The organism is Streptomyces albidicamelliae, assembly GCF_025642175.1.
Taxonomy (GTDB): domain Bacteria; phylum Actinomycetota; class Actinomycetes; order Streptomycetales; family Streptomycetaceae; genus Streptomyces; species Streptomyces albidocamelliae.
On the sequence record NZ_CP106795.1, the window covers coordinates 2271683 to 2291705 of the forward strand.

Sequence of the window (20023 nt, forward strand, 5' to 3'; positions counted from 1 at the left end):
TCCGTCACTCGCCCCGGGCCCATGCTCCCGTCGCTCAACCCCCTTGCTGGGAGCGCGCCTTGAACGCGGCCTTCCGGGCCTCCTTGGCCACCTTCTTGTCGGGGTGCAGTCGGCCCATCGCCTCCAGCACGTCCGCGGTGGCGGGGTGGTCCACCCGCCAGGCGGCGGAGAAGAAACCGCTGTGCTGCTCGGCCAGTCCCTCCACGAGAGCCTGGAGCTCGTCGGAGTTCCCCTCGGCCTGAAGCTGCGCGGCCACGGTGTCCACGGTCAGCCAGAACACCAGCTCCTCGGAGGGCGCCGGCACCTCGGCGGCCCCGCGTTCGCTCAGCCACACCCGGGCGAGCCCGCCCAGTTCGGGGTCGTCGAGGACCTCCCGCAGAGCCGGTTCGGCCTCCGCGCCCACCAGGGACAGGGCCTGCTGGCAGCGCAGCCTGCGCAGCGGCGCCCCGGGGTCGGCGCCGCGCGCCGCGGCCAGCAACTCCCGTGCCGAGGACAGGGGTTCACGGCGGGCCAGCCACTGCTCGGTCTCGGCGCGGGCCGCGGACTGCCCGAACGCCGACGTGCCGTCGAGCAGCGCGTCCGCGCCCTTGTCGACGAGTTCACCGACGGCGGGTGCCCCGAAGCCGGCTTCCAGCAGTCGCGCCCGCAGCCCGTACACGCCGAGCGGGGTGAGGCGGACCATCCCGTAGCGGGAGACGTCGGTGTCGTCGACGGGCGCGCCGGGCTCGTCGTCGGCGTCGGCCATCAGCGCCTCGTCCACCGGCCGGTACTCGACCAGTCCGACCGGCTCCAGGGTCCGGAACTGGTCGTCGAGGCGCATCATCGCGTCGGAGACCTGCTCCAGGACGTCGTTGGTGGGCTCGCCCATGTCGTCCGGCACGATCATCGACGCGGCGAGGGCGGGCAGCGGGACGGGACCCTCGCCGGGACCGTCCTCACTGACGGTCAGCAGGTAGAGGTTGCCGAGGACGCCGTCGAGGAACTCCGCCTCGGCATCCGGGTCCCAGTCGAGTGACGAGAAATCGACCTCGCCGTCCTCGTCCATGGCGGCGACCAGGTCGTCGAGATCGGGCACGCTCGCGTCGGCGAGCACCGTCTCCAGGGCGGTGAGCCACACGGTGAGCACGTCGTGCGGGGAACCCCCGGTGAGCAGCCCCAGCTCCGCCCCCGCCCGGACGGTGCCGGCCTCCTCGTCGACGATCTCCACCAGGCCCGCGTCCACGGCGACCCGCCACGCCTCACTCGCGTGGGCGACGGCGTCGTCACCCGTCAGCCCGAGGAGTTCCACGGCGGCCGGCAGCTGCTCCTCGGCGAGTCCGCCGCCGGCGTCCACGCGGGTCTCGGGTCCGGCCCAGCGGGCCAGGCGGGCGGCCCGGGAGAGCAGGGGCGTGGACAGCGCGGCGTGCGCCAGCTCCGCTTCGGGGCGCAGCCGTACGGGCGGCAGGGGGGAGCTGTCTGGCATCGGCTGGTTCTCCTCGGACCGTGAACGGGCTCAGCCGCTCAGCCTAGACGGATTTCCACCCATGCAGCCCGGTTCATCTACCGGTCAGCCCGCGTACATGGCCGAAACCTTGACAACTCCCGGCGTCAGGCAGGAGATTGACGCGCGTAGAAGTTGGGGGGACAACTGTTCACTCGGCTCTATGCGTGTCACAGAGGGCCACGAGCCCGACACGCTCCCGTTCCACCCTCGTCCCGGCGCTCACGCACGTCCCCGGAGGGATCCCTTGCCGAGCAGGTCTTCCGCGCGCCTCGCCGCGCTCACCGTCGCCGCCGTCTGCAGCGCGACGTCCGCCGTCGTCCTCACGTCTCCCGCGCACGCCGACTCGGTGCGCATCCACGACGTCCAGGGCACGACCCGAATATCGCCGCTGGCCGGGCAGAAGGTCACGGACGTGCCGGGCATCGTCACGGCCACGCGCACGTACGGGTCCTCCAAAGGCTTTTGGATGCAGGACGCGACCCCGGACGACAACCCCGCCACCAGCGAAGGTGTGTTCGTCTTCACCAGCTCCACGCCGAAGGTCGCCGTCGGCGACTCGGTGACGGTGACCGGCACGGTCTCCGAGTACGTCCCGGGCGGCGCCTCGTCCGGCAACCAGTCGCTGACGGAGATCACCAAGCCGGTGGTCACCACCGTCTCCAGCGGCAACGCCGTCCCGGCGCCGATCGTCGTGGACCGCGGGTCGGTGCCGGACGCGTACGCCCCGGAGGGCGACACCGCCGCCGCCGGCTCGATCAACGGTCTGACCCTGGACCCGTCGAAGTACGCCCTGGACTACTACGAGTCCCTCGAGGGCATGGACGTCCAGGTCGCCGACGCCCGCGTGGTCACCGCGACGGACCCGTACAGCGAGCTGTGGGTCACGGTGAAGCCGTGGGAGCACCGCAGCCACCGCGGCGGCACGGTCTACGGCTCCTACGAGTCGCAGAACACCGGCCGGCTGCAGATCCAGTCCCTGGGCTCCACCGCCGACTTCCCGAAGGCGAACGTCGGCGACACCCTGGAGGGCGCGACCACCGGCCCGCTGGACTTCAACCAGTTCGGCGGCTACACGCTGGTCGCGAGCCGGCTGGGGACGCTGAAGAGCGCCGGCCTGGAGCGCGAGACGACGCAGAAGCAGTCGAGCCGCGAGCTGGCGGTCGCGACCTACAACGTCGAGAACCTCGACCCGTCGGACGCCACCTTCGACCAGCACGCCGCCGCGATCGTGCACAACCTGCAGTCGCCGGACATCGTGTCCCTGGAGGAGATCCAGGACAACAACGGCGCCAAGGACGACGGCACGGTCGACGCGAGCGGGACCGTGAACAAGCTGATCGACGCGATCGTCGCGGCGGGCGGCCCGAAGTACGACTGGCGCTCGATCGACCCGGTCAACGACCAGGACGGCGGCGAGCCGGGCGGCAACATCCGCCAGGTGTTCCTGTTCAACCCCGAGCGGGTGTCCTTCGTGGACCGTGCCGGCGGCGACTCGACCACCGCGGTCGGTGTCACCAAGGTGCACGGCAAGGCGCAGCTGACGGCCTCCCCGGGCCGTATCGACCCGGCGAACGCGGCCTGGGCCAAGAGCCGCAAGCCGCTCGCGGGCGAGTTCGTCTTCCGCGACAAGACCGTCTTCGTGATCGCCAACCACCTCAACTCCAAGGGTGGCGACCAGGGGCTGACCTCGCAGTACCAGCCGCCGGTGCGCAGCTCGGAGGTGCAGCGCCACGCGCAGGCGACCGAGGTGAACACGTTCGTCAAGGACATCCTGTCCGTGCAGAAGAACGCGAACGTCATCGCGCTCGGCGACATGAACGACTTCGAGTTCTCCGAGACGGCGCAGATCCTCGAGGGTGACGGCGAGCTGTGGTCGGCGATCAAGTCGCTGCCGCGGAGCGAGCGTTACACCTACGACTACCAGGGCAACCAGCAGGTCCTGGACCAGATCCTGGTCAGCCCGGCGATCCGCCGCGGCTGCGACTTCGAGTACGACAGCGTGCACATCAACTCGGAGTTCAACGACCAGATCAGCGACCACGACCCGCAGGTGCTGCGGTTCCGTCCGTAGGACCGCTCAGGACCGGCCGAACACGCCGTTCAGCCAGTCCTGCCAGGCGGTCCGGTTCGCCTCGGCGTCGGCGTCCGGCGCGAAGTCGTGGACGCCGACGCCGAGCGGGGCGCTCCAGCTGCCGCGCACCCAGGAGCGGCGGCGCCCGTCGCGGGGCTCGACGGTGTGGTCGACCTGGTCGAGCGACCGGTCGCCGAGGCCGGCGTCCTCGCTGCGGTGGGTGTAGCGGTGGGGCGGGTCCCAGGCGGTGACCGTGGATCCGAGGGGGCCCTTGCCGCCCACCCGGGGCTCGGGCGGTTCCGTCGGCCACAGGTATCCGCCGGTTCCGGTGGTGACCGCCTCCCACACCTGCTCGGGAGGGACGTCGACCTCGAACTCACGGACGATCTCGAATTCCTCGGACGTGGCGGGGCTCCTGCTCGGCTCTCCACGGCGGGCCGGCCGGCGACGTCACGCCCGGCGTGCGCCCACCCTCCCACCGGGAACGTCCTTCCGGACGGAAGGAGTCTTCGGCAGGAGGGTGTCACGGGTGCCGGGAGGGCGTCCGCGGGGCCCCTTCGGAGCTCGTCGCGGCAGCTCAGCGGTGGTGCTGCCGGCGCCAGGCGATGCCGGCCGCCACCGCGGCCGCGCCCAGTACACCGACCGCGATGACCGGACCCGGGTGGCGCACGCCCCTGCGCAGCGCGCCGCGCAGCGGCTGCGGGACGGAGCCCTCCAGGCTGTGCCCGGCACCGGCCGCCCTGCCCTGCACGGCGTGCCCGGCCTTGGCGGCGCTGCCCTGCACCGCGTGCCCGGCCTTCGCCGCGCTGCCCTGCACCGCGTGCCCGGCCTTCGCCGCGCTGCCCTGCACCGCGTGCCCGGCCTTCGCCGCGCTGCCCTGCACGGCGTGACCGGCCTTGGCCGCACCGCCCTGCACGGCGTGCCCCGCCCTGGCTGCCTTGTCCTGCATGTCGTGCCCCGCGTGGGCGGCGCTCGCACGCAGCTGGACGGTCATGGCGCCGGCCTTGTCCCGCAGGTCGGCCGCCCGCGCGCGGGCCCGGCCCTTCACATCCGCCTTCTCCATCAACTGGGCGACCGTGTCGCCGAGCTGGTGCCTGGTCTGCTCGATCTGCTGCCGCAGCTCGTCGGGGCCCTTGGCGCCCGAGCCGTGCGGGGTCCTGTGCGTCATCGGTGTGCCCTTTCCCTGATCACGTCGACGTCCGCCCTGACACTGTCGAGGGTCTCCTCCGGTGCGGGCGGGGCGGCGCGGCGCAGCTGGGCGCGTCCGGTCGCGGCCAGCACGGCGGCCACGGCGAAGAACACCGCGGCCACGATCAGCGCCGCCGCCCACACGGGCAGCGCAAGACCGAGGGCGGCGGTGGCCGCTCCGGCCAGGACGATCAGTCCGACGTAGCCGACGGCGCCCGCGGCGCCCAGCAGTCCGCCGCCGCGTCCGGCCCGGCGTCCCTTCTCAGCCAGCTCCTCCTTGGCGAGGGCGACCTCCTGCCGCAGCAGCCGGGAGACCTGTTCGGTGGCCCGGCCGACGAGTTCGCCCGTGGAGGGGTGTCCGTCGGCCGCGGGCCGTGCGTGCTGGGTCACGGTCACGGTGCCCCGCCTCCTTCCTTACGGAACATCCGGGTACCCGGCCGCAGAGCCGTTAGCCCTGGCCTCCGCCGCGGTCCCCGCTTTCCCCGAGTCGGGTGAGTTGGGTCTGGAACCAGTCGAGGCGCGCCTGCAACAGGGCCGCCTCGGCGGCGAGTTCGGGCACACCGAACTCGTCCTCGACCGCCAACCCGCCGGGCGGCGCGGCAGCGGCACCGGCTCCCCGAGCCATCCGCAGCCCCTCTCCGGCCAGCCGGGCGAACCCCGCGAGCGAGACGGTCGTACGGCCGCGCGCGCAGCCCCCGCAGACGGGGAGCAGGACGCGCCAGCCGGGCCTGCCCCGGCCGGCGTCGGCCAGCCCGGCCGCCCCCGCACCGCAGTCGCACGGTCCCACGGTCGCCGTGCGCACCCGCTGCCGGGCGTAGCGGAAGCCGCGCTCGAATCGGATGTACGCGCCGAGGACGGACACCTCGAGCAGCACCGCCCGGCGGTACTCGGACGCGCAGAGCAGGGCCTCGGCCGCCGTACGGTCGTGGACGCAGTGGAAACCGCAGTCGCACCAGCGCGCGGGCGGGCGGTGCCTGCGGCCGTAGACGCACGCGGCGTCGTCGAGCACGCCGTAAGGGAGCGCGCCGCCGAGTGACACGCCGGTGAACCCGGCCCGGGTGCCGTCCTGGGACAGCACCGGGTGGGCGATCTTGTATCCGGTCGGCGGCTCCGTGGGGCGTTCCGCCGGGAGCCGCATCCTCATCGGACGGCCGGGACCTCTTCGCGGGCCGGCTCGGCCGGTTCGGTGCGGACGGTCTCCTCGGGGAGCCGTGCTTCCTCGTCGCGGACGGGCGGCCGCTCCTCGGCGACGCCGGTGGCCAGTGCCTTGCCGAGCTTCATGGTGCCTCCCATGACAGACGTCGGTGACCCTCCGGCCATAGTGACCCATGAGGTGCCGAGTTGGACACAGGGCCGCCGCCCCACCCCCACAATCATTAGCAGTGCTTAGGAATAAGGTGTAGTTAATTTAAGTAGAGCTTCATCCGGCTTGCGCCGAGACTACTCCCATGACGAGCACGCACCAGCCCGCCCCACCCTTCGGCCGCACGCTCTGCGCGATGGTCACACCGTTCACCGAGGACGGCGCCCTCGATCCCGACGGCGCCGGACGGCTGGCCGCGCTGCTGGTGGCGCAGGGCTGCGACGGGCTGGTCCTCAGCGGCACCACGGGTGAGTCGCCCACCACCTCGGACGCGGAGAAGGCGGAGCTGATCACGGCGGTGCGGGCGGCGGTCGGCGACCGGGTCGCGCTGGTCGCGGGCGTGGGCACGTCCGACACCCGGCACACGGCCGAGCTGGCCGTCGCGGCCGAGAAGGCGGGCGCGGACGGCGTACTGGTGGTGACGCCGTACTACAGCAGGCCGCCGCAGGAGGCCGTGGCCGCCCACTTCCTGGAGGTGGCCGACGCGAGCGGCCTGCCGGTGATGCTGTACGACATCCCGGGCCGCACGGGCACCAGGATCGAGCCGGACACCCTGATCCGCCTCGCGGAGCATCCCCGGATCGTGGCCGTCAAGGACTGCTCCTACGACTTCCTCGGCACCCAGAAGGTGCTCGCGCGCACCGAGCTGGCGTACTACGCGGGCTGCGACGAGCATGTGCTCGCGCTGTACGCGGTGGGCGCGGCGGGCTGCGTGAGCACGGTCGCCAACGCCGTGCCCGGGCACTTCGCGGCGATCCTCGACGCCTTCGACGCGGGCGACACCGCTCGGGCGACCAGGCTCCAGCTGGCGGCGATTCCGCTGATCGAGGCGATGATGGGCGCGGGTCTGCCGGGCACGGTCACCGCGAAGGCCCTCCTGGCCCGCCTCGGCCTGCCCGCCGGCCCGCCGCGCGCCTTGCGGCCCGCCGGCCGGGAGACGGCCGACGGGCTGCGGGCCCGGTACGAGGAGCTGGTCAGCGCGTGGTGAACAGGGGCTCCCAGCGGCCGCCGCTGTCGTCCTCGGGCGAGCGAAGGCCGCTGAGCGGCCGCCCCTTCTGACTGCCGTGTCCCGCCCCGGTCTCCGGCGGCTCGGCGACCATGACCTCACGCCGCCGCCACTTCAGCCGCCAGCGGCTGACCTGCTGCCGGTACAGGATCCGTCGTAAGTACGCCTCCGGCTCCTCGATCCGCTCCCACCGTCCGCCGCCTTGACCAGCGCGTTCCGCAGGAGGTCCTCGGCGGCGTGCCGGTCGCCGCCGGCCGGCAGGACGGCCGTCCTCAGCAGCGCGGACGATCTACCGGCCACGAAGTGTCGAAAGCTCTCCTGTGCCTGGGCATCCGTCGTCACCTTCTCTGTCCCCCGGGCCCTTCGGTGTCCGGGCCCTCCATACCGTCCGACGCGTCGACAGGTCCCCCGCTATGCCTGCCCGCGACAGGAATTTCGCACGGCCGGGTCACCTGAGATCGCTACGATGCGCCGGGGCCGCGCCCTGGGCGGCGCGGAAACGTTCTTTCCTGAGGGGGATTCCTGTGTTCGTGCTGTCCATCCTGCTGCTCATAGCCGCGGTGGTGCTCTTTCTCGTAGGCCGCAGCCGCGACACGGCGGGCCTGAAGCTGGGAGCGGCCGTCAGCGCCGTGGCGGCCCTGCTGGCGGGCACGTTCGCCTGCGTGCACGTCGTCAGCGCCGCCGAGGTCGGCGTGCCGGTGACCTTCGGCAAGGTCGGCACGCCGCTGACCTCGGGCGTGCACTTCAAGTCACCCTTCACCGACGTCACTTCCTTCTCCACCCGCCCGGTGGACCTCGACCTCAACGAGGACGACACCGTCGAGGTCCGCTCCTCGCAGGGCGGGGTGCTGTACGCGGACGTCACCATCAAGTGGGCCGTGGTGCCGGCCAAGGCGGTCGAGCTGTACCGGCTGGCGGGCAGCGAGGACGCCGTCGAGTCGCGGCTGGTGCTGCCGGACAGCCGCGAGATCATCCGCAACGTGTTCGCGAAGCACACCAGCGAGGAGGGGTACGCGTCCGCCCGCGAGCAGATCGGTTCACAGATCGCCGACCTGGTCAAGGAGCGGCTGGCACCGCGCGGGATCGACGTCACCTCCGTCAACCTGCGCAACGTCAAGCCGTCGAAGAAGCTCCAGGAGCAGATCGACAAGAAGATCCAGCAGGAGCAGGCCACCGAGCGGGCCACCGAGGCGGCGCGCACGGCCAAGGCGGAGGCGGAGCGCAAGCGGATCGAGGCGGAGGGCATCGCCGCCGCCAACAAGATCATCGAGCGGTCGCTGAGCGACAAGGTCCTGTACAACCAGTGCCTCGACGCCTACAAGGAGGCCGCGAAGGCCCACCCGGTGTACGCGGTCCCGTGCGGCACGGACTCGGGCGGCACCCCGGTCATCGTCGACAACGGCAAGAACTGAGAGGGATTTCGTCCATGGTGACTGCGACTGTCCGCGAGTGGTACGACGAGGAAGGGTGGGGTGTCCTCGACTCCCCCGACACCCCCGGCGGCTGCTTCGGGCACTACTCCGACATCCAGGCGCCCGGCTTCCGCACCCTGACGGCCGGCCAGCGGGTCGACCTCACATGGGAAGCCCCCGGCTTCCAGCAGGACGGCTACGACTACCGCGCGCTGAGCATCGTGCCACGCCCCGCCTGACACCCCCACCGACCTCGGCGGCACTCCCACACGAACGCCCTCCCGGCCCACGACCGGGAGGGCGCTCGGCGTCCGTATGTCGGTTGTAACTGTTCTGGATGCGACGCAAGTCAGGGAACCACCTTGCTCCTCGGGCAGTTTCCGGGCCGTCCTCGATGCTGCCGGCGCCCCGGAAGACGCCGATCCACCGCGGCCTGGGTACGGACTTCGCTGTTCGGCATCAGGTGCGTGTACGTGCGGGTGAAGCTCGGGTGGTGATGACCGAGGCGTCCGTGGCCGGGGTCGTGGTGCGCGAGAACGGTGATCCGTCGCGCGGACAAAGGCTTTCCCTACGTCATCGAGCCCCGGCTGCGCTGCGGGCGACGCTCCTGTGTCCGGCCCGCTCCGCACGCGTCGAGCTGACTCAGAAGCCGATGCCGACGACGATGTCCGCCAGGAACAGGACCGCAAGTATGGCGAGGACCGAACGCTTGAACAGTCGGGTCCGCCGCCGAGCCACGGCGGCAACCTCGTGTGCCGTCCTTCCTCTCGGGCTCGGGTGATCCCGCCATCGGCCGGTCCCTACCCAGACCACCACCAGGGCCATGAGGATGTAGCCCGTCCATTCGCCCAATCGATACGGCGTCATTTACGGGCTCCCCCCCCATCGGCATGGCCGGGAGCCTAGCGTGACGGCAGTGGACCAGCGCCTACTGGGCGGGTACGCAGTCGCGAGAGGCGCGCTTCCGGCGGGATCGTCGCGTTCTCAGGTCAGGTCGGTCCTGGGGTCCATGGACCAGTGGTTGGTCTTGAAGATCTGTCCGGCGAAGGGCATATCGGTCACTGAGACGAAGCGGAAGCCGACCGAGCGGCAGATGCCGTTCGAGGCGGCGTTGCCTGTTGCCGGAAAGGCGTGCACGACTCCCCAGCGGTTCTCTTCCCGGGCCTGCTCCAGCAGAGCGCGGACCGCGCGCTTGCCCAGCCCTTGCCCTTGGAACTCAGGGAGAACCATCCAGCCGATCTCGGAGATCGGTCCGTTGTCCGTGTCATGTGACCAGAGGGTCACCGTCCCCGCCACCACCTCGGGGGTGGCCGGATCGGGGACGATCATCTTCAACCAAGCAAGATCGGCGGCCGCCTGCTCGGCATCCCGGCGAACCTTGGCCGCCATCTCCTCGCGCGACTGGGGGCCGCCGAGGTCGGCCATCATGACAGGATCACATCGCATCCGGACGTAGGCGTCGACATCGTCCGTCGATACGTTGCGCAACCTCACTGGCTCCCCCTCGTGTCCCCGAGGATCGTTGCACAGCACCGAATCCCGCGTACTCTCAGGCGTCCGCGCCACCGGGCGGGGCCCGGCTACAGCCGGAGCGCCCTTCCTGGCCGTTCTCGGGTCGTGGAAGGGCGCTCAGCGATGACCAGCGCCCGCGGACTGCCGGCGGTTCGGCGGCAGGTCGGGGCGGTGATCGGTCGGGCGGCCGCAGGTCACGGCCGCCGTACGTCAGTTGTGGCTGTGCAGGATGTCGTTCAGGCCGCCCCAGACCGCGTTGTTCGGGCGGGCCTCGACCTTGCCGGTGACCGAGTTGCGACGGAAGAGGATGTTGGAGGCGCCGTTCAGTTCGCGGGCCTTGACGATCTGGCCGTCGGGCATGGTGACGAGGGTGCCCGCGGTGATGTACAGGCCGGCCTCGACCACGCACTCGTCGCCGAGCGCGATACCGACGCCCGCCTCGGCGCCGATCAGGCAGCGCTCGCCGACGGAGATGATCACGTTGCCGCCGCCGGACAGGGTGCCCATCGTGGAGGCGCCGCCGCCGATGTCGGAGCCGTCGCCGATCACGACGCCCGCGGAGATGCGGCCCTCGACCATCGAGGTGCCGAGGGTGCCGGCGTTGAAGTTGACGAAGCCCTCGTGCATGACCGTGGTGCCCTCGGCGAGGTGCGCGCCCAGCCGGACCCGGTCGGCGTCGGCGATGCGGACGCCCTTGGGGGCGACGTAGTCCGTCATGCGCGGGAACTTGTCGATCGAGGTCACCTGCAGGTGCAGGCCCTCGGCGCGGGCGTTCAGACGCACCTTCTCGATGTCGTTCACGGCGACCGGGCCGAGCGAGGTCCAGGCGACGTTCGCGAGGTGGCCGAAGATGCCGTCCAGGCTCTGGCCGTGCGGCTTGACCAGGCGGTGCGAGAGCAGGTGCAGCCGCAGGTACACGTCGTGCGCGTCGAGCGGCTTCTCGTCCAGGGACGCGATGACCGTGCGGACCGCGACCACCTCGACGCCCCGGCGGCCGTCCGGGCCGATCGCCGCGGTCGCGCCGCCGCCCAGCAGTTCCGCCGCCCGCTCGGCGGTCAGCCGCTCGGTGCCGGCCGGGCCGGGCTCGGCGACCAGCTCGGGGGCCGGGAACCAGGTGTCGAGGACGGTGCCGTCGGAGGCGATCGTGGCGAGGCCGGCGGCGACGGCGCCGGTGGTGCGGGAAGCAGAGTCGGTCATGGGGGAAAACCTAACGTGGGCGGGGTCGCGGAGGCCAACCGCCACCGGGGCGTCTCAGGTGGCGGGCGCCGGTTCAGGGGATCAGCCGAGCCAGCGCGGCGCGGGCGTACTCCTCGTCGTAGGAACCGCCCGTCAGCAGCACCTGGAGGCAGATTCCGTCCATCAGCGCCAGCAGCGCGCGTGCCGTCACCGGGTCGACCCGCGCGGTGAGCCGCTCGGCCGTCTCCTCGGTCCAGCGGGCGGCCACGGGCCGCAGGGCGGGCCGGCGCAGGGCCGCCAGGTACAACTCGTACTCCAGCTCCACGCCCGGCCGGTCGCCGTCCAGCCACTGGCCGAGGACCCGGGCGAGGCCGGCCGCGAGGTCGCCGTCGGCCGCCCGCAGCAGCCCGCTGTCGTCCAGCACCCCGGCGAAGCCCTCGGTGGCCTGGCAGAGGGCGGCCACCAGCAGGTCGTCCAGGGTCGCGAAGTGGTAGGTGGTGGAGCCGAGCGGCACGTCGGCCTCGGCGGCGACCGAGCGGTGGCTGAGCCCGGCGATGCCGTCCCGGCCGGCCACGCGGATCGCCGCGTCGATGATCCGCTGGCGCCGGTCGGGGTCGTAGCGGCGGGGCATCAGTGGGCCGTCCCGCCCAGGTTGAGGACCACCACTCCACCGATGATCAGCAGGATCCCGGCGACCTTGGCCGGACTCAGCCCCTCGCCGAACAGCAGCAGGCCCAGCACGGCGATGGCGGCGGTGCCCACGCCCGACCAGATCGCGTACGCCGTGCCGATCTGCACGGTCTTCAGCGTCTGGGCGAGCAGCGCGAAGGAGACGACGTAGCCCAGCGAGGTCACGAGGGAGGGCCAGAGCCGGGTGAAGCCCTCGGTGTACTTCATCGCCGTCGTCGCGGCGACCTCGGCGGCGATGGCGCCCGCGAGCAGCAGGTATCCCATGTGTACGAGCGTACACAACGGTTGCGTACGGCCGTACACAACGGTTGCGTACGGGCGTACACAGCGGGAGACGCGGGGTGCTCACGGCAGAGGGTGCACGGGGTGCACCGCACAGACGTACGAGTGCACATCATGGGAAAGTCACACTTTCGGGGCAGAGATGCGCCGAAAGCTGCCTCCGGACGGCGCCGGGTTCACTAACGTCCGCCTCTCGGCACCCCGTCATCCTCACCTCTCGCCCACCTCACCCTCCCGCCCCCGGCCGCCGTCCGGACTGCGGTGGAGACCCACGCATGCCTGAGAACAGTCCCCTCACCCCGGAGCAGCAGCGGCCGGCGGAAGACCCGCTTCCCGGCGCTCCGCGCAGCCGCCGCAGACGGCTGCTGTGGCCCGTCGGCGCACTGGTCCTGGCGGCCGTGGCCGCCGGTGTCACCGTGATCGCCGTGCACGGCCGGACCCCCGAGAGCCGGACGGCCCCGGCGGCGAACGGGTCGCCGGCCGGCGGGTCTACGGGGGCGGGGCTACGGGGGCGGCGGCAGCCCCGCCCCGCGGCCGTCCGCCTCGGTGTCCACGAAGGCCTCCGCCCCCGCGAAGCGCGGCGGACACCCGTCCCCGGCGGCTCCGCGGGCCGCCGAGTCCCCCGTCCTGCCCCACGGCGACCCGACCCCGACGCCGGCCAAGTCCCCGTTCCGCCAGGGCGGATCGCCCAAGGCCACGGGCGGGGAGATTGCCGTACGCTCCCTCAACCACCCGGGCGACTACTGGCACCTCAGCGGCGACGACGTGAAGCTCGGCCCGCTCACCTCCGCCGCCGCCCGCCGCGCCGCCACCTTCCGGCTGGTCAAGGGCCTGGCGAACGGCCGCTGTTACTCCTTCGCCACGGCCGGCGGCGGATACCTGAACGCCCGGGACGGCCTCCTGCGCGCCGGAGACGACGACGGATCACCGGCGTTCGAGCGGGACGCCACCTTCTGCCCGCGCCCGTCCGCCTTCGCCGGCGGGACCTCGCTGGAGTCGGCCGCCCACTCCGGCCGCTTCCTGCGCCACGACGGCTCCCGGCTGCGGCTGGACCCGTACCGCAACACCGACCTCTACCGGGCGGACTCGGCGTTCCTGCTGGTGGACAAGCCGGCCTGAGCACACGTGAGCGGCGGCACCCGGCCGGGTGCCGCCGCTCATGTCACGCTCGCGTACGCGGTGTCCTCAGACGTTGAACCCGAGCGCCCGGAGCTGCTCGCGACCGTCGTCCGTGATCTTGTCCGGACCCCACGGCGGCATCCAGACCCAGTTGATGCGGAGCTCGTTGACGAGGCCGTCCGTGGCGGACTTGGCCTGGTCCTCGATGACGTCCGTCAGCGGGCAGGCCGCCGAGGTCAGGGTCATGTCGATCGTCGCGATGTTCGCGTCGTCGATGTGGATGCCGTAGATCAGGCCGAGGTTGACGACGTCGATGCCCAGCTCGGGGTCGACGACGTCGTACAGCGCCTCGCGGAGTTCTTCCTCCGAGGCCGGCTTCATCTCAGCGGTCTCGCTCATGCCGTCTTCCTTTCGGCGTCGGCGCCACCCAATGCCTGGGCCGTCGCGTCCTTCCACGCCATCCAGCTCAGGAGGGCGCACTTGACCCGCGCGGGGTACTTGGAGACGCCGGCGAACGCGACCGCGTCCTCCAGCACGTCCTCCATCGCGTCGTCCGGCTCGATCCGGCCCTTGGACTGCATCAGCTCCAGGAAGGTCTCCTGGATCTGCTGCGCCCGGGCCAGGTCCTTGCCGACCAGCAGCTCGTTCAGCACGGACGCGGAGGCCTGGCTGATGGAGCAGCCCTGTCCCTCGTAGGAGACGTCCTCGATCGTCGTGCCGTCGTACTTCACGCGGAGAGTGATCTCGTCGCCGCACGTCGGGTTCACGTGGTGCACCTCGGCGTCGCCATCCCGAAGACCACGCCCGTGCGGGTTCTTGTAGTGGTCCAGGATGACTTCCTGGTACATCGAATCCAGCTTCACGGTTTCAGCTCACGCCTCTCAGCCGAAGAAGTTCCGTACGTGCTCCAGCCCCTCGACCAGTGCGTCGATCTCACCGGGCGTGGAGTACAGATAGAACGACGCTCGCGTGGTCGCAGGAATTCCGTAGCGGAGGCAGACCGGCCGCGCGCAGTGGTGGCCGACCCGGACCGCGATGCCCTGCTCGTCGAGGACCTGGCCCACGTCGTGCGGGTGGATGTCACCGAGCGTGAAGGAGATCGCGGCGCCGCGCTCCTCGGCCGTGGTCGGGCCGATGATCCGCAGGTCCGGGACATCCGCCAGACGGCGTACGGCGTACTCCGTCAGCGCGTGCTCGTGGGCGAGGATCCGGTCCATGCCGATCGAGTCCAGGTAGTCGATCGCGGCACCGAGACCGACGGCCTGGGCGATCGGGGGGGTACCCGCCTCGAACTTGTGCGGCGCCGGGGCGTAGGTCGACGAGTGCATCGAGACGGTCTCGATCATCTCGCCGCCGCCCAGGAACGGCGGCAGGTCCTCGAGCAGCTCCTGGCGGCCCCACAGGACGCCGATGCCGGTCGGACCGCACATCTTGTGACCGGTGAAGGCCACGAAGTCGGCCTGGAGGGCCTGGACGTCCAGCGGCATGTGCGGGGCGGCCTGGGAGGCGTCGATGCAGACGAGGGCGCCGACCTCCTGGGCGCGGCGCACTATCGCCTCGACCGGGTTGACCGTGCCCAGGATGTTCGACACCAGCACGAAGGAGACGATCTTCGTCTTCTCCGTGATGATCTCGTCGATGTTGGACAGGTCGAGCCGGCCGTCGTCGGTCAGGCCGAACCACTTCAGCTTCGCGCCCGTGCGCTGCGCGAGCAGCTGCCACGGCACGATGTTGGAGTGGTGCTCCATCTCCGTGATGACGATCTCGGTCTCGTGGTCCACGCGGTAGGGCTCGTCGGCCCAGCCCAGCATGTTGGCCACGAGGTTGAGCGACTCGGAGGCGTTCTTGGTGAAGATCACCTCGTCGCGGCTCGGCGCGTTGATGAAAGCGGCGACCTTGTCGCGCGCGCCCTCGTACAGCGCCGTGGCCTCCTCGGCGAGCACATGCACACCGCGGTGGACGTTGGCGTTGTAGCGCTCGTAGTACTCGCTCAGGGCGTCCAGCACCTGGCGCGGCTTCTGCGAGGTCGCCGCGTTGTCCAGGTACACAAGCTTCTTGCCGTCGTGGATCTGTCGGTCCAGGACGGGGAAGTCCTTGCGGATCGCCTCGGTGTCGAGGAGGCCCGGCAGCTGTGTCACGCGGATGCGCCACCCTTCACGTATGCCTCGTAGCCCTCGTTCTCCAGCTTGTCCGCGAGCTCGGGGCCGCCGGACTCGACGATGCGGCCGCCGGCGAAGACGTGGACGTGGTCGGGCTTGATGTAGCGCAGGATGCGCGTGTAGTGCGTGATCAGCAGGGTGCCGACCTCGCCGGTCTCGCGGACGCGGTTGACGCCCTCGGAGACGATGCGGAGCGCGTCGACGTCCAGGCCGGAGTCGGTCTCGTCGAGGATCGCGACCTTCGGCTTGAGCAGCTCGAGCTGGAGGATCTCGTGGCGCTTCTTCTCACCGCCGGAGAAGCCCTCGTTGACGTTGCGCTCGGCGAAGGACGGGTCCATGTTGAGGCGCTCCATGGCCTCCTTGACCTCCTTCACCCAGGTACGCAGCTTCGGGGCCTCGCCGCGGATGGCGGTGGCGGAGGTGCGCAGGAAGTTGGAGACCGAGACGCCGGGGACCTCGACCGGGTACTGCATCGCCAGGAACAGGCCCGCGCGGGCGCGCTCGTCGACGGACATCTCGAGGACGTCCTCGCCGTCGAGCAGCACGGTGCCGCTGGTGATCGTGTACTTCGGGTGACCCGCGAGCGAGTAGGCGAGAGTCGACTTGCCGGAGCCGTTGGGGCCCATGATGGCGTGCGTCTCGCCCTGCTTCACGGTGAGGTCGACGCCCTTGAGGATCTCCTTCGTGGCGTTGTCGGCCTCGACGGTGACGTGCAGGTCTCGGATTTCAAGCGTTGCCATGGGTGCCTCAGGACTCCTGGGTGAGGGAGACGAGCACGTCGTCCCCTTCGATCTTTACGGGGTATACGGGGACGGGGCGCGTGGCCGGGAGGCCGGACGGCTTGCCGGTACGCAGGTCGAAGGCGGAGCCGTGCAGCCAGCACTCGATCTGGCAGTCCTCCACCTCGCCCTCGGAGAGCGAGACGTTCGCGTGGGAGCAGATGTCGTAAATGGCGAACACCTCCCCCTCGGTCCTCACGACCGAGACCGGCGTGCCGTCGAGTTCCACCCGCTTCGGGGTGTCCTCCTCCAGCTCGCTCAGTCCGCAGGCGCGTACGAAGGTCGTCATGCGACCGAAGCCTCCAGCTCCTCCTCGATCTTGGCGAGCAGGCGCTCCTCGATGTCGGTGACGCCGATCTGCTGGACCAGCTCGGCGAAGAAGCCGCGGACCACCAGGCGGCGGGCCTCGTACTCCGGGATGCCGCGGGCCATCAGGTAGAAGAGCTGCTCGTCGTCGAAGCGGCCGGTCGCGGAGGCGTGGCCGGCGCCGACGATCTCACCGGTCTCGATCTCCAGGTTCGGCACCGAGTCGACCCGCGCGCCGTCCGTGAGGACCAGGTTGCGGTTCATCTCGTACGTGTCCGTGCCCTCGGCCTTGGCCTCGATGAGCACGTCACCGATCCACACGGCGTGGGCGGCCTCGCCCTGGAGCGCGCCCTTGTAGACGACGTTCGACTTGCAGTGCGGGGTGTTGTGGGTGACCAGCAGGCGGTGCTCCTGGTGCTGGCCGGCGTCGGTGAAGTACAGGCCGAACAGCTCGGCCTCGCCGCCGGGGCCGGTGTACTCCACGCGCGGGTGCAGCCGGACCACGTCGCCGCCGAAGGTCACGACCACGGACTTGAAGGAGGCGTCCCGGCCGATCAGCGCGTTGTGCTGGGCGATGTGGACGGCCTTGTCGTCCCAGTCCTGGACGGAGACGACGGTCAGCTTGGCGCCGTCACCGAGGACGTAGTCGACGTTGGCCGCGAGGACGGCGTCACCGGTGTGGTCGATGACCACGACGGCCTCGGCGAAGGCGCCCAGCTCGATCACCTGGTGACCGAAGGCCGTACCGCCCTGGCCGTGCACCGCGATGCGGATCGGCTCGGTGAGGACGGTCTCCTTCGGCACGGTCACGACCGAGGCCTGCTCGAAGGCGGTGTACGCCTGCGCGGCGACGCGGTCCACGGGCATCGCCCGGCCGAGCCGTGCGTCGTCGCGGCCGACGGCCTCTACGGTGACGCCCTCGGGGGCCTGCACGTCGACCTTCACACCGTCACCGGTGGCGACGGCGGTGCCGTCGTGGAGTCCGCGCAGCCGCTCCAGCGGGGTGAACCGCCACTCCTCCTCACGGCCGTGCGGGACCGGGAAGTCCGCCACGTCGAAGGAGGGGGGCGCACTCATGCGCGAGACGACGGTCGACTCGGCGGCCACCGCGATCTGGCCCGCGGTGGTGGAGCCCACGGGGATGTTCTGAGCCTCAGCCATGGCTGTCGTAATGCTCGCTTTCTTGCGTAAGTGGCTTGACGGGGACTGCGGGCCGGTGATTAACCGACCGCGCCCTCCATCTGCAGCTCGATCAGCCGGTTGAGCTCCAGCGCGTATTCCATGGGCAGTTCCTTGGCGATCGGCTCGACGAAGCCGCGCACGATCATCGCCATCGCCTCGTCCTCGGAGAGACCGCGGCTCATCAGGTAGAAGAGCTGGTCCTCGGAGACCTTGGAGACGGTGGCCTCGTGGCCCATGGACACGTCGTCCTCACGGACGTCGACGTACGGGTACGTGTCCGACCGGGAGATCGTGTCGACCAGCAGCGCGTCGCAGAGCACGTTGGACTTGGAGCCCGGGGCGCCCTCGCCGATCTCGATCAGACCGCGGTAGGAGGTGCGGCCACCACCGCGCGCGACCGACTTGGAGACGATGTTGGACGACGTGTTCGGCGCCATGTGGACCATCTTGGCGCCGGCGTCCTGGTGCTGGCCCTCGCCCGCGAAGGCGATGGACAGGGTCTCGCCCTTGGCGTGCTCGCCCATCAGGTAGACGGCCGGGTACTTCATCGTCACCTTGGAGCCGATGTTGCCGTCGACCCACTCCATGGTCGCGCCCTCGTAGGCCACGGCGCGCTTGGTGACCAGGTTGTAGACGTTGTTCGACCAGTTCTGGATGGTCGTGTAACGGCAGCGGGCGTTCTTCTTGACGATGATCTCGACGACCGCGGAGTGCAGCGAGTCCGACTTGTAGATCGGCGCCGTGCAGCCCTCGACGTAGTGCACGTAGGCACCCTCGTCGACGATGATCAGGGTCCGCTCGAACTGGCCCATGTTCTCCGTGTTGATACGGAAGTAGGCCTGGAGCGGGATCTCGACGTGCACGCCCTTCGGCACGTAGATGAAGGAGCCGCCGGACCACACGGCCGTGTTCAGCGAGGCGAACTTGTTGTCACCGGCCGGGATGACCGTGCCGAAGTACTCCTTGAAGAGCTCCGGGTGCTCCTTCAGGGCGGTGTCGGTGTCGAGGAAGATGACGCCCTGCTCCTCCAGGTCCTCGCGGATCTGGTGGTAGACGACCTCCGACTCGTACTGGGCGGCGACACCGGCGACGAGGCGCTGCTTCTCGGCCTCCGGGATGCCCAGCTTGTCGTAGGTGTTCTTGATGTCCTCGGGCAGGTCCTCCCAGGACTCCGCCTGCTTCTCCGTGGAGCGCACGAAGTACTTGATGTTGTCGAAGTCGATGCCCGACAGGTCCGAGCCCCAGTTCGGCATGGGCTTCTTCTCGAAGAGCTTCAGCCCCTTGAGGCGCAGCTTCGTCATCCATTCCGGCTCGGACTTCTTGCCCGAGATGTCACGGACGACGTCCTCGTTCAGGCCACGGCGCGCGGACGCACCGGCCACGTCGGAGTCGGCCCAGCCGTATTCGTACTTGCCCAGGCCCTCGAGTTCGGGGTGAGCAGTCTCCGTGGGGAGAGTCATGCGGGGTTCCTCCCGGCCGTGCTTGCAGGTGCGTCAGTGGAAATCTTGGGGATGAACGTCGTGCAGACGCCGTCGCCGTGCGCGATGGTCGCCAGTCGCTGTACATGCGTGCCCAGCAGCTCGGCGAAGATCTCGGTCTCCGCCTCGCACAGCTGCGGGAACTTCTCCGCGACGTGGGCGACCGGGCAGTGGTGCTGGCAGAGCTGCTCACCGACCGGTGCGCTGCGCGCCGTAGCAGCGTACCCGTCGGCGCTCAAGGCCTTGGCCAGCGCTTCGGCGCGTTTGTCGGGGCTCACGGCCTCGACGGCCTCGCGGTACGCGCCCGCCTGTGCGGCGATCCGGGCGCGGGCGAAGGCGGCGACCGCCTCGGGCCCGCCCTCCCGCTCGGCGATCCAGCGGAGCGCGTCGGCGGCGAGCTTGTCGTACGACTGGTCGAAGGCGTCGCGGCCGCAGTCGGTCAGCGCGAAGACCTTCGCGGGACGCCCGCGCGTGCGCGTGCCGTACACGCGCTGCTCGCGGGGCTCCACGACGTCGTCGGCGACCAGCGCGTCGAGGTGACGCCGGACGGCCGCCTGGGTCAGTCCCAGCCGGCCGGCGAGGTCGGCGACGGTCGACGGGCCGTGGTCCAGGATGGACCGCGCGACCCGGTTGCGCGTCGAGCGCTCACCGGTCGCGAGTTCCTCCTGAGGGGCCCCCGTGGGGGTCTCCCGAGCCTCGCCGACGTTTTTCACAACGCCATTGTTGCGTAATTCCTCCGGGCCTGACAAGCGCCGTCCGGATCATGGGGCGGTGCCCTGCGTCACTTAGGCGAACCTAATCCGACCTGCGGAAACGA

23 protein-coding genes and 1 pseudogene are annotated in these 20023 nt (G+C 70.7%); 5 read left to right on the top strand and 19 right to left on the bottom strand.

Annotation, left to right across the window (positions count from 1 at the left end; genetic code table 11):
• Positions 1–34 precede the first annotated feature (34 nt).
• On the bottom strand, positions 35–1462 hold the full coding sequence (locus tag N8I86_RS10575; RefSeq protein WP_263277643.1) for a hypothetical protein: 1428 nt from the start codon (positions 1460–1462) through the stop codon (positions 35–37).
• Between the two features lie 265 nt (positions 1463–1727).
• Here N8I86_RS10575 and N8I86_RS10580 point away from each other — a divergent pair, with 265 nt between their 5' ends.
• Positions 1728–3554 carry an endonuclease/exonuclease/phosphatase family protein gene (locus N8I86_RS10580; protein WP_263277644.1) on the top strand — a complete coding sequence of 609 codons (1827 nt, stop codon included), beginning with the start codon at positions 1728–1730 and terminating at the stop codon, positions 3552–3554.
• 6 nt (positions 3555–3560) lie between these two features.
• On the opposite strand, the gene N8I86_RS10585 is transcribed toward N8I86_RS10580, so the two are convergent.
• The 5 genes from N8I86_RS10585 to N8I86_RS10605 form a co-directional block, all read right to left on the bottom strand.
• Positions 3561–3902, bottom strand: coding sequence for a hypothetical protein (locus N8I86_RS10585; RefSeq protein ID WP_263277645.1), 342 nt, complete (start codon positions 3900–3902; stop codon positions 3561–3563).
• Between the two features lie 229 nt (positions 3903–4131).
• A complete protein-coding gene (locus N8I86_RS10590) occupies positions 4132–4722 on the bottom strand; it encodes a DUF3618 domain-containing protein (RefSeq protein ID WP_263277646.1) in 591 nt (196 codons plus the stop codon).
• On the bottom strand, positions 4719–5138 hold the full coding sequence (locus tag N8I86_RS10595; RefSeq protein WP_073892511.1) for a phage holin family protein: 420 nt from the start codon (positions 5136–5138) through the stop codon (positions 4719–4721). The genes N8I86_RS10590 and N8I86_RS10595 overlap by 4 nt, the downstream gene beginning before the upstream one ends.
• 52 nt (positions 5139–5190) lie before the next feature.
• Positions 5191–5886, bottom strand: a complete 696-nt coding sequence (locus N8I86_RS10600; protein WP_123438292.1) for a hypothetical protein — start codon at positions 5884–5886, stop codon at positions 5191–5193.
• Positions 5883–6023, bottom strand: a complete 141-nt coding sequence (locus N8I86_RS10605; RefSeq protein ID WP_185091421.1) for a hypothetical protein — start codon at positions 6021–6023, stop codon at positions 5883–5885. Before N8I86_RS10605 ends, N8I86_RS10600 begins: the two co-directional genes overlap by 4 nt.
• A 167-nt stretch (positions 6024–6190) precedes the next feature.
• Here N8I86_RS10605 and dapA point away from each other — a divergent pair, with 167 nt between their 5' ends.
• The gene (gene dapA, locus N8I86_RS10610; RefSeq protein ID WP_263277647.1) at positions 6191–7093 is read left to right on the top strand and encodes a 4-hydroxy-tetrahydrodipicolinate synthase; all 903 of its coding nucleotides are present in this window, start codon (positions 6191–6193) and stop codon (positions 7091–7093) included.
• 79 nt (positions 7094–7172) lie between these two features.
• On the opposite strand, the pseudogene N8I86_RS10615 reads toward dapA, so the two are convergent.
• Positions 7173–7453: pseudogene (locus N8I86_RS10615) on the bottom strand (SigE family RNA polymerase sigma factor); the annotation flags it as partial.
• Positions 7454–7635: 182 nt separating this feature from the next.
• Here N8I86_RS10615 and N8I86_RS10620 point away from each other — a divergent pair.
• Positions 7636–8523: a prohibitin family protein gene (locus tag N8I86_RS10620; protein ID WP_263277648.1), complete on the top strand. Its 888-nt coding sequence runs from the start codon at positions 7636–7638 to the stop codon at positions 8521–8523.
• Positions 8524–8537: 14 nt separating this feature from the next.
• Complete coding sequence (locus tag N8I86_RS10625) at positions 8538–8762, top strand: cold-shock protein (RefSeq protein WP_263277649.1); 225 nt, start codon at positions 8538–8540, stop codon at positions 8760–8762.
• Positions 8763–9507: 745 nt separating this feature from the next.
• On the opposite strand, the gene N8I86_RS10630 is transcribed toward N8I86_RS10625, so the two are convergent.
• From N8I86_RS10630 to N8I86_RS10645, 4 genes are all read right to left on the bottom strand, one after another.
• Positions 9508–10017 (bottom strand): GNAT family N-acetyltransferase, encoded by a 510-nt coding sequence (locus N8I86_RS10630; protein WP_263277650.1) that lies wholly within the window; start codon positions 10015–10017, stop codon positions 9508–9510.
• A gap of 228 nt (positions 10018–10245) precedes the next feature.
• On the bottom strand, positions 10246–11232 hold the full coding sequence (dapD, locus tag N8I86_RS10635) for a 2,3,4,5-tetrahydropyridine-2,6-dicarboxylate N-succinyltransferase (protein ID WP_073892523.1): 987 nt from the start codon (positions 11230–11232) through the stop codon (positions 10246–10248).
• A 73-nt stretch (positions 11233–11305) separates the two neighbouring features.
• On the bottom strand, positions 11306–11842 hold the full coding sequence (locus N8I86_RS10640) for a TetR/AcrR family transcriptional regulator (RefSeq protein ID WP_263277651.1): 537 nt from the start codon (positions 11840–11842) through the stop codon (positions 11306–11308).
• Positions 11842–12165, bottom strand: a complete 324-nt coding sequence (locus N8I86_RS10645) for a DMT family transporter (protein WP_073892529.1) — start codon at positions 12163–12165, stop codon at positions 11842–11844. The genes N8I86_RS10640 and N8I86_RS10645 overlap by 1 nt, the downstream gene beginning before the upstream one ends.
• 564 nt (positions 12166–12729) lie before the next feature.
• Here N8I86_RS10645 and N8I86_RS10650 point away from each other — a divergent pair.
• On the top strand, positions 12730–13302 hold the full coding sequence (locus N8I86_RS10650) for an AbfB domain-containing protein (protein WP_263277652.1): 573 nt from the start codon (positions 12730–12732) through the stop codon (positions 13300–13302).
• Between the two features lie 66 nt (positions 13303–13368).
• On the opposite strand, the gene N8I86_RS10655 is transcribed toward N8I86_RS10650, so the two are convergent.
• From N8I86_RS10655 to N8I86_RS10690, 8 genes are read right to left on the bottom strand one after another with little or no spacing between them, the layout of a single operon-like run.
• Positions 13369–13701, bottom strand: a complete 333-nt coding sequence (locus N8I86_RS10655; protein WP_031166063.1) for a metal-sulfur cluster assembly factor — start codon at positions 13699–13701, stop codon at positions 13369–13371.
• Positions 13698–14165, bottom strand: a complete 468-nt coding sequence (sufU, locus tag N8I86_RS10660; protein WP_073892532.1) for a Fe-S cluster assembly sulfur transfer protein SufU — start codon at positions 14163–14165, stop codon at positions 13698–13700. The genes N8I86_RS10655 and sufU overlap by 4 nt, the downstream gene beginning before the upstream one ends.
• Positions 14166–14183: 18 nt before the next feature.
• Entirely contained in the window at positions 14184–15440 is a 1257-nt protein-coding gene (locus N8I86_RS10665) for a cysteine desulfurase (protein ID WP_073892534.1), read from the bottom strand.
• A complete protein-coding gene (gene sufC, locus N8I86_RS10670) occupies positions 15437–16201 on the bottom strand; it encodes a Fe-S cluster assembly ATPase SufC (RefSeq protein ID WP_073892537.1) in 765 nt (254 codons plus the stop codon). Before sufC ends, N8I86_RS10665 begins: the two co-directional genes overlap by 4 nt.
• A 7-nt stretch (positions 16202–16208) precedes the next feature.
• Positions 16209–16529 (bottom strand): non-heme iron oxygenase ferredoxin subunit, encoded by a 321-nt coding sequence (locus N8I86_RS10675; protein WP_073892540.1) that lies wholly within the window; start codon positions 16527–16529, stop codon positions 16209–16211.
• The gene (gene sufD / locus N8I86_RS10680) at positions 16526–17707 is read right to left on the bottom strand and encodes a Fe-S cluster assembly protein SufD (RefSeq protein ID WP_123438285.1); all 1182 of its coding nucleotides are present in this window, start codon (positions 17705–17707) and stop codon (positions 16526–16528) included. The genes N8I86_RS10675 and sufD overlap by 4 nt, the downstream gene beginning before the upstream one ends.
• Before the next feature lie 59 nt (positions 17708–17766).
• Positions 17767–19188: a Fe-S cluster assembly protein SufB gene (gene sufB, locus N8I86_RS10685; protein ID WP_073892546.1), complete on the bottom strand. Its 1422-nt coding sequence runs from the start codon at positions 19186–19188 to the stop codon at positions 17767–17769.
• Entirely contained in the window at positions 19185–19919 is a 735-nt protein-coding gene (locus tag N8I86_RS10690; RefSeq protein ID WP_073892549.1) for a helix-turn-helix transcriptional regulator, read from the bottom strand. The genes sufB and N8I86_RS10690 overlap by 4 nt, the downstream gene beginning before the upstream one ends.
• Between the last annotated feature and the right edge of the window lie 104 nt (positions 19920–20023).

Bases quoted from the DNA above. Each gene is read 5' to 3' on its own strand.
- N8I86_RS10575 (WP_263277643.1), bottom strand. From the start codon at position 1,462: ATGCCAGACAGCTCCCCCCTGCCGCCCGTACGGCTGCGCCCCGAAGCG.
- N8I86_RS10590 (WP_263277646.1), bottom strand. From the start codon at position 4,722: ATGACGCACAGGACCCCGCACGGCTCGGGCGCCAAGGGCCCCGACGAG.
- N8I86_RS10600 (WP_123438292.1), bottom strand. From the start codon at position 5,886: ATGAGGATGCGGCTCCCGGCGGAACGCCCCACGGAGCCGCCGACCGGA.
- N8I86_RS10605 (WP_185091421.1), bottom strand. From the start codon at position 6,023: ATGAAGCTCGGCAAGGCACTGGCCACCGGCGTCGCCGAGGAGCGGCCG.
- dapA (WP_263277647.1), top strand. From the start codon at position 6,191: ATGACGAGCACGCACCAGCCCGCCCCACCCTTCGGCCGCACGCTCTGC.
- N8I86_RS10625 (WP_263277649.1), top strand. From the start codon at position 8,538: ATGGTGACTGCGACTGTCCGCGAGTGGTACGACGAGGAAGGGTGGGGT.
- dapD (WP_073892523.1), bottom strand. From the start codon at position 11,232: ATGACCGACTCTGCTTCCCGCACCACCGGCGCCGTCGCCGCCGGCCTC.
- N8I86_RS10640 (WP_263277651.1), bottom strand. From the start codon at position 11,842: ATGCCCCGCCGCTACGACCCCGACCGGCGCCAGCGGATCATCGACGCG.
- N8I86_RS10645 (WP_073892529.1), bottom strand. From the start codon at position 12,165: ATGGGATACCTGCTGCTCGCGGGCGCCATCGCCGCCGAGGTCGCCGCG.
- N8I86_RS10655 (WP_031166063.1), bottom strand. From the start codon at position 13,701: ATGAGCGAGACCGCTGAGATGAAGCCGGCCTCGGAGGAAGAACTCCGC.
- sufC (WP_073892537.1), bottom strand. From the start codon at position 16,201: ATGGCAACGCTTGAAATCCGAGACCTGCACGTCACCGTCGAGGCCGAC.
- N8I86_RS10675 (WP_073892540.1), bottom strand. From the start codon at position 16,529: ATGACGACCTTCGTACGCGCCTGCGGACTGAGCGAGCTGGAGGAGGAC.
- sufD (WP_123438285.1), bottom strand. From the start codon at position 17,707: ATGGCTGAGGCTCAGAACATCCCCGTGGGCTCCACCACCGCGGGCCAG.
- sufB (WP_073892546.1), bottom strand. From the start codon at position 19,188: ATGACTCTCCCCACGGAGACTGCTCACCCCGAACTCGAGGGCCTGGGC.